The sequence below is a fragment of the Vibrio breoganii genome (genome assembly GCF_001677275.1).
GTDB classification, from domain to species: Bacteria; Pseudomonadota; Gammaproteobacteria; order Enterobacterales; family Vibrionaceae; genus Vibrio; species Vibrio breoganii.
Window position 1 is genome coordinate 473002 of the sequence record NZ_CP016178.1, and the last position, 11932, is coordinate 484933.

The window sequence follows — 11932 nt, forward strand, 5'->3', positions numbered from 1 at the left end:
AGGGGTGTGGTGAGTTTGCTGTGCGGATTTACGGTTCTATGGAGCTATGGCGCTATGGTTCTGAGGTTTTGTGGTCGATTGCCGTCGTCCTCGAGTGCTTCTATCGAGGACCTAAATAGCTCAACAGTTGAAAAGGTCTTCGATAAAACACTTCGAAGACGACGGTGGGTTTTAGACGACGTTGGATCAGAGTCGACGGTGTGGTTGGAGATAACACGTGCATCCTATTAGTTCGTTTTCGTGTTTGTCCTCAATCAAGTAGTCACGTCTTAACGCTTAGAGGTGAACCACTCAATTACCAATAGTAATACTATTGAGCTTTCTGGTGAATCTTCTCTTAAATTTCCCCATAACCTCAATAATGAATACCAATCATCCGATTGCATGATTAATGTGATCAGTCTCTACCATTTCCGTCTGTAACTGCTCATTACAGCATGTAACAGTATGTTTCTATGTGCATTTCTGCAAGTTTTCAAACGTTACTTAATGTTAGATCTAGATCACTTGTATGATTTATTCATCAGTATTTGACGAGGTATTCGTCACATTTAAGCCTTATTGTAGTACAAGTGAGCGGTTGTTCTGGTTAGACTTTTCGCACTTACACAAAGAAATCAATCTCACAAAGGTCTACAAATGGAACTCAATACAGTTATTGTTGGTGTCTATTTCCTATTCTTGATTGCAATAGGATGGATGTTCAGAACGTTTACAAGTACAACAAGTGATTACTTCCGCGGGGGCGGTAGTATGCTGTGGTGGATGGTAGGTGCAACTGCCTTCATGACTCAGTTCAGTGCTTGGACATTTACCGGTGCAGCTGGTAAAGCGTACGCAGATGGTTTCGCGGTAGCGGTAATCTTCCTTGCAAACGCATTTGGTTACCTAATGAACTACCTATACTTCGCTCCTAAGTTCCGTCAGCTACGTGTTGTTACGGTAATCCAGGCGATTCGTATGCGTTTTGGTTCTTTTAACGAGCAAGTATTTACTTGGTCTGGTATGCCAAACAGCGTTATCTCTGCAGGTATCTGGCTAAACGGTCTAGCAATCATTGCTTCAGGCATCTTCGGTTTCGACATGACAACGACTATCGTTCTTACGGGTCTTGTTGTACTAGTAATGTCTGTAACGGGTGGTTCTTGGGCGGTAATTGCATCTGACTTCATGCAGATGGTTATCATCATGGCTGTAACAGTAACGTGTGCGGTTGTTGCTGTCATTCAAGGTGGCGGTGTTGGTGAAATTATCGCTAACTTCCCGACTGACGAAGGCGCTTCTTTCGTTTCGGGTAACGACCTTAACTACCTAAGCATCTTCGGTATCTGGGCATTCTTCATCTTCGTGAAGCAGTTCTCTATCACGAACAACATGCTTAACTCTTACCGTTACCTTGCGGCTAAAGATTCTAAGAATGCTAAGAAAGCAGCACTTCTTGCTTGTGTTCTAATGACTATGGGTCCAATGATTTGGTTCATGCCTTCTTGGTTCATTGCAGGTCAAGGTGTTGATCTAGCAGCTATCTACCCAGAAGCTGGTTCTAAAGCAGGTGACTTCGCTTACCTATACTTTGTAGAAGAATTCATGCCAGCAGGTATGGTTGGTCTTCTAATTGCAGCAATGTTCGCAGCAACAATGTCTTCAATGGACTCAGGCCTAAACCGTAACTCGGGTATCTTTGTTAAGAACTTCTACGAGCCGATTTGTCGTCCAAACGCAACTGAAAAAGAGCTAGTAGTAGTATCTAAATTGACGTCTACCTTCTTCGGTATCGCAATTATCCTTGTAGCACTATTCATTAACTCGCTAAAAGGTCTAAGCTTATTCGATACGATGATGTATGTAGGTGCTCTAATCGGTTTCCCAATGACCATTCCAGCATTCTGTGGCTTCTTCATTAAGAAGACTCCAGACTGGGCAGGTTGGGGTACGCTAGTAGTAGGTGCTATTGTTTCTTACTACGTAGGCTTTGTAATTACAGCTGATATGGTTGCTAACTGGTTTAACCTTGAGCCTCTTACTGGTCGTGAGTGGTCAGATCTTAAGGTTGCTATCGGTCTTATCGGTCACCTAGTGTTTACAGCAGGTTTCTTCTGCCTAACTACACTGTTCTACAAGCCACTTACAGCTGAGCGTCAAGCGGACGTAGATAAGTTCTTCGAGAACCTAGACACTCCACTAGTTGCTGAGTCTAACGAACAGAAAGTACTGGATAACAAACAGCGTCGTATGCTTGGTTCACTTATCGCAGTTGCAGGTGTTGGTGTAATGCTAATGTTCTTGCTACCTAACCCACTATGGGGACGCATGATCTTCGTATTGTGTGGTGTGATTGTTCTAAGTGTTGGTCTACTACTTGTTAAAGCAGTGGATGACACAGTCGAAGAACTGCGTGAACAAACCGCGGAATAATAGAGTTTCATAATTATTTAATGCGGGCCTTTTTAGCCCGCATTTTTTGCTTTGCAATCCCTAAAAAGAAGAGACAAAACATGAAAAAAACTGCCATTGCCTTAGCTGCTACGTTAGCTTTGTCTGGATGTAGCCTTTTCAACAACTCTCAACCAGAAGAGCCTATGACCGTTGCGGATGTAAACCGCAGCATGCTTTTAGAAAGTGATCGTTTAACGGTTATTGAAAAAGCGTCTATGGAAGATGCCTATAAAGGTGAAGTTGATGCACTTCGTGAGAAGATCCTCAACGCCAAAAACGGTGACGTGATTGAAATCGAACCAGGCAAGTATCGCAACCTTGGTCAACTGACTATTGAAGCGAACAACGTAACGATTAAAGCGAGAAAGGCAGGTACTGCTTGGATCACTGGCCTTGTTCAGTTTGAACTGAACGGTGATGGCATTACTTTAGATGGATTGGTATTCACTGAAGGCGGTCCAAACGAGCGCTTTGGTGGCGTACGTATGATGGGTGACCGAATCACGCTGAAGAATTCAACATTCTACTACTTCAATGATGATTACCCATATGAACCAGACGAGCGCCGCTCAGAGTATCCAAAGTACCTTTGGGTTTCTCTATGGGGTAAAGATGGTCAAGTGATCAATAACCGTTTTGAAGGCAAGCAAAAACGCGGTACTTTGATCGGTGTTCAGAAAAATGAAACGCCTGATAACCACATTATCAAGCACAACATTTTCTTGGACCAAAAACCAAACCAATTCAATGAGTTCGACATTAAAGAAGCGATCCGCTACAACGGCAACAGCTGGGAAGCGATTCGAATTGGTGACTCTAAAGCATCACAATGGCCATCAAACAGCCAGTTTGTTGAGAACCTAATGATTAACATGGACGGTGAGCGTGAGCTTATCTCCATTAAATCAGGTGGCAACATTATTGGCGGTAACACTATTTTTGAAAGCACAGCATTGATTTCTCTTCGCCACGGTAAAGCCAACGTCGTTGAAGACAACGTAATTCTAGGTAATGGCAAGCGTCTTACTGGCGGCATGCGTATCTATGATGAAGACCATGTAATCCGTAATAACTACATTGCTAACACTCGTGGCCGTGATGGTCTGATTGAAGGTAATGCGGATCTTCGTGGTGGTATTGTTATCAATACCGGCATCATCGATGTAGCGAATGGCGAAGAGCTTGACCAATCTGTGAAAGGCAAAGAGCTAAACAAGCAGTGGACGCCAAAGAACATCGCTATTGAAAACAATACTTTAGTTGATACAGAGTGGGGCATTGTCTATGGCAACCAGACTCACCGTGTAAGCCTGTTCGACAACAAAGAAGTGGAAAATATCTTTGGTGGTGTAGATGTACACTTTAGCAAGAACCTTGTAGACAACTCTGCTAACCCTGAGTTTGTTGCTGTTCGCGCTACTGCTGACTTCCCACTTGATGCTGCAACTTATGCCGATGAAGTGTACGTTGGTCAAGTGACAGAAGCGGAGCAAGTTTCTAACTACTCTACTGAATTGCCAGTAATCACAAACGTGAATGGCTTTGAATCTGCAGAAAACGTCGGTGCTGATGCTTCTAAACTGAAGATCATCACCGCTGAGGTTGCAGGACCAGACTACGTAATTCAATAAAAAATAACAACGTAGATGGCTAGGTAAAACAAAGGCGAGCATTGCTCGCCTTTTTCTTTGGAGTTAACTTAGTGATTGCTTATGCAGGCATCTTGCCGCTATCTTGTTGGTTCTTGCATCGATTTAGCTGATCTCTAACGATTTGTTTGTATACTTTGATAAGCTCGAACGACATGAAGCTAGTGTCGAGATAGAGCAACGGTGCAGAGATAGCTTCACCCTTGGTGAGGTCGTGCATTGAGTCTGCTAGACGAGCGATGGCTTCATCCAGAGTATATTGATTACTAAAACCCTGATCTTGAAAACGCTTCGCTTTATTCAATAAATTGCTAGCGCGTCCTACCAACAACTTTGGATTTCGTAATCCGTTTTGAACCACCGAACTGATACAGATTCGATATTGTGTTAACGCATCCACAGTATCCATCAATGTTTGCCATTGTTCGTTATAGCGCGTCATTGATAACTCTTGCCCCTTAAGGCTTCTGAGCACAGCGCAATCACAGCAAAAGAATAATAAACGTATCGTTTGTCCGTGAACGACGAGTCGCTTTGATAGTGATTGTTCATCACTGGTTTGGCTTAAGGCTTCTAGACGCATACTTAAGACGTGCCGCTCAGGTCGACTGCCTAGATAGCTATAGTTACTGACTTTGTTACTTAGGGAAAACAGCGTCGATTTAACTTCGGCATACGCCTCTTGATCTATCTCTTCACCTGTCATTTCCTCGTAGACAAATGAACGATGAAGTCGCACCGCATCTATTGCATCAAACACAAACTTGACGGCTTGTTGCCCTTGGGTGATAGGGGATTCAAAGGGCGAAGAGAGCGCATTGGTGAGACCTGCTCGGTTGATCAGTAGCATGTTGCTTGATATGTCCATAATCACATCCTTATTTATGAAGACATTTATCATATTTAACCAAGCAACTATGATGCCAATAACTAACTTATTGATTTTAATAGCATATATTATTTGTGTGCTGAGAATTTGTGCTTTTATCTTGTGCAGTTAGCACCAATGAGGTGCACTAGCTTACTGGCTTAAACAAGCAAAAATTCCCCCTGTTGTTTTATCGAATAAAGTGGCACAAGTGCTTGAATCTACTAAGGTGTTTACAGGTAATCACAAAGTTGAAGAGTCACTATGCACGAAGATTGGGCTGCGCTGGGTATTGCTGCTGTAGGTATTGTTGGGCTTGGGTGCCAATGGCTAGCTTGGCGTCTGAAATTACCGGCTATCTTGTTTTTACTTGTAGCGGGTATTATTGCCGGTCCCATCATGGGTTGGCTACAGCCTCAAGTGGTTTTAGGGGAGCATTTCTTTGCACTGGTTTCACTGGCAGTTGCGGTGATTCTCTTTGAGGGGAGTTTGACCCTAAAGTTCTCTGAGATAAAGGGCGTCAGCAATACCGTGTGGAGCATTGTCTCTATAGGCGCTCTAGTGTCTTGGGCGGTCACCAGTATCGCTACACACTATTTATTGGGCTTTGAATGGTCGTTGGCACTGCTGTTTGGTAGCTTGACGGTGGTAACTGGTCCTACAGTGATAGTGCCTCTACTTAGAACGGTCAGACCCACCGCGCGCTTATCCAATATTCTTCGCTGGGAGGGCATCTTAATTGATCCCCTTGGCGCGCTGTTTGTGGTCATGGTGTATGAGTTCATTATCTCAAGCAGTTCAGCGCAAAGCTTTGAAGTGTTTGGGCTTATCTTAGTCATAGGCTTTGGTATTGGTGTTGCTGCGGGCGCAGGTGTGGCTGAGGTGCTCAGGCGAGGTTGGTTACCAGAGTATCTACAACCTTTTGGCGTGTTAACCATTGTTCTTGCGGTGTTTGCCGGTTCAAACCATCTAGAGTCTGAATCTGGGCTCTTGACGGTGACGGTGATGGGAATGTGGCTAGCCAATGCTAGAGACGTGAACATTCAAAGCATTCTGCACTTTAAAGAAAACCTAACGATCATGTTTATTACGGGCTTGTTCATCATACTCGCGGCTCGCATTGACCTTGAAGACTTTCAAGCGCTTGGTTGGAGTGCTGTCGCTTTGTTCGTCGTCATCCAACTTGTTTCTCGTCCTTTATCTATCTTTGCTTCTACATTACGCAGTAGTTTAGGCTTCAAAGAGAAGGTCTTTCTGGCTTGGGTAGCACCTAGAGGCATTGTTGCTGCATCTATCTCTGCACTGTTTGCGATCAAGCTATACAACATTGGTATGGAAGAAGCTAAGTTATTGGTTCCTTTGGTATTTATGGTGATCATTGGCACCGTTGTTTTACAAAGCTTTTCAGCTAAACCCATGGCGAAACTATTAGGTGTAGCAGAGACGGCTCCGCGCGGTTTCTTGATTGTAGGTGCCAATGATGTCGCACGCGCTGTCGCACTGGCCCTGTCTAAGTACGACTTAAGGGTTGTAGTGACAGACTCTAACTGGGATTACATTAGTCAGGCGAAAATGGCAGGTTTAGAGTATTACTATGGCAATCCCACATCGAGTCATGCTGATGAATACCTTGACCTGATCGGGGTTGGGCATGTGGTGGCTATGAGCCCTGATAAACATTTTAATATCATGGCGTGTATGCAGTATCTGTCAGACTTTGGTGTGAATCGAGTGTTCTGTCTAAGGGATACAAAAAACACCAATGGTGATAAACACATTGTGGGTAAAAAGTCCTTTGGACAAACGCTATTTGCTGGACAGCATAGCTTCAAAAAGCTCGCGAGCTTGATCAATCAAGGAGCGGAAGTGAAGCATACCAAGCTGAGTGATAGCTTTACTTATCAAGACTACCTAAAACAATATAGTGAGAGCCTTATCCAACCTTTGTTTGTGGTCACAGCTCAGCAACGAGTGCATATGGTTGGCGATGAAAGCGAGTTTGCCCCACAATCGGGAGAAACTGTAGTTTCATTAATTAAAAAACAATGGGTAGGGGAAGATAGGCGAGGAGATAGAGCCTAGCTTTAACCGTATCAATTCAAAGCCTCGTTTAACATGAGGCTTTTTCATTGCCTATCTTATTTATGCCTCTCAAACATTACATTCCAAACGGAAATAATTATGGAGATATTTATCCATAATGATTGGAAGTATTGGCTCTTTTTAAAGTGTGATGAACCTCTTATTATGCTCGCCATCGACAACGCTTATGAGGAATTTCATTATGTCGCACCCAATCATTAAAGACCTAAACAGCCGTTACACAGCAAAGAAATACGATACAAACAAGCGCATTTCAGCTGAAGATATGGATGTTATCAAAGAAGCCATCCGTTTGTCAGCTTCTTCTATCAACTCACAGCCTTGGAAGTTTATTGTGATTGAGAGTGATGCGGCTAAGCAGCGTTTCCATGACACTTTTGCCAACATGCACCAATTTAACCAGCCTCACGCTAAAGAAGCGTCGCACGTTATATTGTTTGCTCACAACCCGAACTACACAAAAGATGACTACCGCAAAGTTGTCGATGTAGAAGTTAGCTCTGGCCACCTACCAGCAGACATGTACGACAACATGCTAAACGGCGCTTACGGTTTTGCTGAGCTAAACACTGACGAGAGCGGCTTCAACGGCAACTGGACTAAGGCTCAAACCTACATTGCTGTTGGTAACACGCTGCACGTTCTAGCTCGCATGGGCATCGCATCGACTCCGATGGAAGGTGTTGACCCTGACCTTATCGGTGAAGCATTTGCAGAAGAGCTAAACGGTTTCCAGTGTGATTTCGCACTCGCTATCGGTTACCACCTAGAAGGTGAAGACTACAACTATGGCAAGCCAAAAGCGCGCCTAGCAACAGAAGATGTTATTACTGTTGTTTAATGGCAAGTGATTGGTGAGAAAGGCTGGGGGAGACTCTGGCCTTTTTTGGTTTTTTAGCTACGAGCCACGAGCTGCTAGTTTCAAGCTACGAGGCGCAAGATAAAAGCTAAGGTCCCGTTGAACTGTAGTAATTCAAGGTTTTCGATGGGCTGTCACTTCTGAAGTAAGGACTGCCACACAAGCACTCCCAAGGCTCACAGGTACCGTCATACCTAAGATTCTTATATGGACCCCCTCGGTAAATCAACAAAGAATTTGGAAAACAAGTATAGATGCGCACTTATATACGGGCTTTATTGAGGAGCTACCTCGCCCTAAAATGTAGTCGCACCAGTAGGCTATTTCTCGATATCGGCAAGTCTACTGCCTCGAATCTTATCTAGCTCATACTGGTCGGTCTTACCTGTCTTACATCGCTCTTCGTTGACTATGCTCGGTCTATCATGACAATTTAATTGGCTGATAGTCCGAATCATTCTTTAATAAAGCATAAGCGGTTCGAACGGTTTTGTTCGCTAAAGCAATTGCAGCGATCTTTTTTCCTCGCCGTTCGACTAGCGCTTGTAACCACTGCTCTTTGTTTGTTGTCGCTGGACGGTTTAATACATGAGTGATAACGGAAAGCGCTCCTTGAAATAAAATTGAACGAAGTCGCTTATCCGCACTGTACTTAGATATATGTCCAATACGCTCTTTCCCGCCGGAACTGTTCTGTTTAGGTGTTAGCCCTATATTAGCGGATGCTTCTCGGCCATTAGAAAAGTTTTCACCTCGCCCTAATCGTAACGCTAACCCTAGCGCCCCTAACGGACCGACCCCTTCTAGCTTCATCAGCTTTTTGCAAATATGATGCGACTTAACCAAAGATTCGAGCTGCCTATCTAGTTCTTGCAAGTGTTCAATTTGGCACAATAAATGTGACCATGACCTGTGTAGCGCCGTTCTAAAACTATCAGGTAAAGAGTTATCAGCATCTTCTAGGATGAAAGGGATTTCCTTTCTTAACTTAGATAGGCCTTGCGGTAGAATAACTCCGAACTCAGCTAATACTCCTCGCATCTGGTTACTTTGTGCGACTAGTTGAACCTTAGCCAAGTGTCGCATACGCTCTAACGATTGAAGTGCCTGCTCCTCAGTTGAGTGAATATGAGTACCATGGATGTGCTCTTGCTGTGCTGCAACACCAATGGCTAAAGCATCATTCCTATCTGTCTTTTGCTTGGTTTGAAATGCTTTTACGGCTCTGGCGTTGATGACTTTTACAATGTGGCCTGCGCTAATTGCGAATCGAGCCCAGTAGTGTGCACTGCCACAGGCTTCCATAGCCACGAGGGCTTGTTTTTCATTTATCAGAATTTCTTTGAGTTTTGCTCGACTGACTTCGCGGTTGTAAATGACTTTTCCGTTAGGGCAGAGTTTGCAAACTTGGAATACATTCTTTGCTAAATCAATAGCTAATAGATTAGGCTTAGTCATGTATGGGCTCCTTTGGCTAATCTTTAGTCGGATTAAGACCGTAGCTCCTCAAGGAGAGGGAGTCCATACATCTGGATAGTTGCTGGGCAACTTCCAGAATGACGTGGCTGGAGATGGTAATATTAGCGTCTCCGCGCTCCCAAGTCGCTCGAATTCGTCATCCTCGAGTTCTTTTATCGAGGATCTTGGGTAGCTCGGAGTCTAAAGGTACCGCTGAAAACAGAGGTTATGTGAATATCTGTTGCCCAGATCTCCGATAAGAGCACTCGGAGATGACGTTCGATAAGAACACTCGGAGATGACGTCCGATAGGAGTGCTCGGAGATGACGTTGTTTGGTTTCCTTGTCGATCTAGTCAACAGTAGTTGTTTTCATTGATGGCATCCTCTCGCTCGTAGGGACTTAACCCAGTGTTAACCCTATGGCATGCCGCACCGTTATACCCGCAACGCACACACCGTCATCCTCGAGTTCTTTTATCGAGGATCTTGGGTAGCTCGGAATCTAAAGGTACCGCTGAAAACAGAGGTTATGTGAATACCTGTTGCGCTAGATCTCCGATAAAAGCACTCGGAGATGACGTTCGATAGGAACACTCGGAGATGACGTCCGATAGGAGTGCTCGGAGATGACGCTGTTTGGCTTCCTTGTCGATCTAGTCAACAGTAGTTGTTTTCATTGATGGCGTCCTCTCGCTCGCAGGGACTTAACCCGGTGTTAACCCTATGGTATGCCGCACCGTCATACCCGCGACGCACACACCGTCATCCTCGAGTTCTTTTATCGAGGATCTTGGGTAGCTCGGAGTCTAAAGGTACCGCTGAAAACAGAGGTTATGTGAATATCTGTTGCCCAGATCTCCGATAAGAGCCCTCGGAGATGACGTTCGATAAGAGCGCTCTGAGATGACGGGGGCGAGTTAAAATCGCCCAGTATCTGACCAATCTAATCAACATAAACCTCAGTATTCGGATTGTTCGCAAACTTGAAGATCATCTCAATGTCTTCCTTCATTGTGCGACTTTTTGAAAGCTCTGGTAGTTCATCAAGGGCAAAGAATCCGATCTCTGAGATTTCTATGTTGATAGTGGGTGTACCAGACTCTAATTCGCACAAGAAAAACATCTTATAGATATGAAAAGGGTATGGGGGTGAGTAGGGGTGTACCGCTCTATCTTTGATGGCAACCAGTTTAGGGTTGGAAACGACATACCCTGACTCTTCAAAGACTTCTCTGATGACGCCCTGGGTTGGGGTTTCACACACATCGCCCCAGCCTCCAGGCAGAGTCCAGCAATTGTCTTCACGCTCTCGAACCAGGAGGATCTTTCCATCTTTAATAACACCAGCTCGAACGTCAATTTTCGGAGTGGGGTATCCGCTTTCAGCGATAAAGAGATTCGCCACTTTTTCTACAGGCTGGTTACTAAGCTCAGCAAACATTTTATGCGAGATATCTGCCACTTGGTCAAAGCGTTCTAGATCAAATTTATCTTTGGAATAGGTTTTTCCCGCTTGGCTTATTGCTTGTAATTGTTTTACCCATTCTAGCCACTGATTCATGCTGATTCCTTTGCCGCTGAAATTAAACAATCGTAGAAGGCTGATGCGGCAGGAGAGAGCCCTCTTAGGTGATTTCTCAGTACGATGGAGAACTGACTATTAAAGTGCCATTGTTCCGGCTTTAATGCTGTGAATTGATCTCGATAATCGTGATTTTCAATAAGGTGTGTAGGAAGAAAACTAACGTGGGTTCCTGCAAGGGTCAGCATTAAACCAGATTCTACGTGCCAGCCGTCTATGAGTTTAAGATTTTGATATTGGCCAATGTCGAGCAAGGCGTACATAGTATCTGCGGCATAGCCACCAACATTGATTCTCTGTGACTCCAGTGAATAGCCGTTGTCTCGAATCTTGTTGGCGAGATCCTTACGTGCGTACAGACGACTTTCTTCAGTGAAAATGGGCTCTACATGAGCGTAAGAATAGGTCTGATGATCATCGAGCACGACAATCATCATATCTAACTGGTTTTTCGCTAATTTTTCGTTGAGTACGGTGAAATCTCCTATCTCAAGAGTCAGTTCTACGTCATCGCTGAGCTTATAATAAGCCTCGATAGCCTTGGAGAGAGGATTGGATGACAGAGAAACGGTATTGTCCAAGCAACCGACACGAACGTGACCTATTAATTTAGAGCTGACACCCTTGAGTTTGGCAGCGTAGTCTGACAGCAAGCTATTGATCTCATTTGCATAATTATATACTTTGCATCCCTCGTCAGTTAACACAAAGCCGCTTCGACCTCGGTTACAAAGTACTACACCAAGGCTTTTTTCTAGGGTGATGAGTTCCTTGCTGAGCACTGGCTGACTGAGGCCAGTGGTTAAGGTAGCATTGCTGATCCCACCCTGCTCAACGATCTCTGAAAAAAGCTCGAGTCGGCGTAGGTCACGCTTGTCTAATTTTTCGATGTTAATGGACATAAATTCTATACATAACAAATTATGAATGTTTAGATTCAATAATATGTATTTATTTACATGTAACAAGGTGCTA

The 11932-nt window shown here is 44.3% G+C and carries 8 protein-coding genes; 4 read left to right on the forward strand and 4 right to left on the reverse strand.

The annotated features are described in order from the left end of the window. The first annotated feature begins 639 nt into the window (after positions 1 to 639). Both A6E01_RS15125 and A6E01_RS15130 read left to right on the forward strand, forming a co-directional pair. The gene (locus A6E01_RS15125; protein WP_017032105.1) at positions 640 to 2415 is read left to right on the forward strand and encodes a sodium:solute symporter family transporter; all 1776 of its coding nucleotides are present in this window, start codon (positions 640 to 642) and stop codon (positions 2413 to 2415) included. An 80-nt stretch (positions 2416 to 2495) separates the two neighbouring features. Continuing rightward, positions 2496 to 4067 (forward strand): polysaccharide lyase 6 family protein, encoded by a 1572-nt coding sequence (locus A6E01_RS15130; protein WP_017032106.1) that lies wholly within the window; start codon positions 2496 to 2498, stop codon positions 4065 to 4067. A gap of 79 nt (positions 4068 to 4146) precedes the next feature. Here A6E01_RS15130 and A6E01_RS15135 read toward each other — a convergent pair whose 3' ends face one another. Further along, positions 4147 to 4953 carry a hypothetical protein gene (locus A6E01_RS15135; RefSeq protein ID WP_065210607.1) on the reverse strand — a complete coding sequence of 269 codons (807 nt, stop codon included), beginning with the start codon at positions 4951 to 4953 and terminating at the stop codon, positions 4147 to 4149. Positions 4954 to 5217: 264 nt separating this feature from the next. Between A6E01_RS15135 and A6E01_RS15140 the strand changes: the two genes are divergently transcribed. Together A6E01_RS15140 and A6E01_RS15145 are read left to right on the forward strand one after the other, a co-directional pair. Then, on the forward strand, positions 5218 to 7035 hold the full coding sequence (locus tag A6E01_RS15140; RefSeq protein ID WP_065210608.1) for a cation:proton antiporter: 1818 nt from the start codon (positions 5218 to 5220) through the stop codon (positions 7033 to 7035). Positions 7036 to 7237: 202 nt separating this feature from the next. After that, entirely contained in the window at positions 7238 to 7897 is a 660-nt protein-coding gene (locus A6E01_RS15145) for an NAD(P)H-dependent oxidoreductase (RefSeq protein WP_065210609.1), read from the forward strand. A gap of 441 nt (positions 7898 to 8338) precedes the next feature. Here the strand turns inward: A6E01_RS15145 and A6E01_RS15150 are convergent, their stop codons facing one another. The 3 genes from A6E01_RS15150 to A6E01_RS15160 form a co-directional block, all read right to left on the reverse strand. Beyond that, positions 8339 to 9373 (reverse strand): IS110 family RNA-guided transposase, encoded by a 1035-nt coding sequence (locus A6E01_RS15150; protein WP_065210145.1) that lies wholly within the window; start codon positions 9371 to 9373, stop codon positions 8339 to 8341. A 945-nt stretch (positions 9374 to 10318) separates the two neighbouring features. Beyond that, positions 10319 to 10936: an NUDIX hydrolase gene (locus A6E01_RS15155; RefSeq protein WP_065210610.1), complete on the reverse strand. Its 618-nt coding sequence runs from the start codon at positions 10934 to 10936 to the stop codon at positions 10319 to 10321. Beyond that, complete coding sequence (locus tag A6E01_RS15160; RefSeq protein ID WP_065210611.1) at positions 10933 to 11859, reverse strand: LysR family transcriptional regulator; 927 nt, start codon at positions 11857 to 11859, stop codon at positions 10933 to 10935. The genes A6E01_RS15155 and A6E01_RS15160 overlap by 4 nt, the downstream gene beginning before the upstream one ends. Positions 11860 to 11932: the final 73 nt, after the last annotated feature.

What these genes read in the sequence shown, in the direction of transcription:
- A6E01_RS15125 (WP_017032105.1), top strand. Translation starts at nt 640, where the DNA reads ATGGAACTCAATACAGTTATTGTTGGTGTCTATTTCCTATTCTTGATT.
- A6E01_RS15130 (WP_017032106.1), top strand. Translation starts at nt 2,496, where the DNA reads ATGAAAAAAACTGCCATTGCCTTAGCTGCTACGTTAGCTTTGTCTGGA.
- A6E01_RS15135 (WP_065210607.1), bottom strand. Translation starts at nt 4,953, where the DNA reads ATGGACATATCAAGCAACATGCTACTGATCAACCGAGCAGGTCTCACC.
- A6E01_RS15140 (WP_065210608.1), top strand. Translation starts at nt 5,218, where the DNA reads ATGCACGAAGATTGGGCTGCGCTGGGTATTGCTGCTGTAGGTATTGTT.
- A6E01_RS15145 (WP_065210609.1), top strand. Translation starts at nt 7,238, where the DNA reads ATGTCGCACCCAATCATTAAAGACCTAAACAGCCGTTACACAGCAAAG.
- A6E01_RS15150 (WP_065210145.1), bottom strand. Translation starts at nt 9,373, where the DNA reads ATGACTAAGCCTAATCTATTAGCTATTGATTTAGCAAAGAATGTATTC.
- A6E01_RS15155 (WP_065210610.1), bottom strand. Translation starts at nt 10,936, where the DNA reads ATGAATCAGTGGCTAGAATGGGTAAAACAATTACAAGCAATAAGCCAA.
- A6E01_RS15160 (WP_065210611.1), bottom strand. Translation starts at nt 11,859, where the DNA reads ATGTCCATTAACATCGAAAAATTAGACAAGCGTGACCTACGCCGACTC.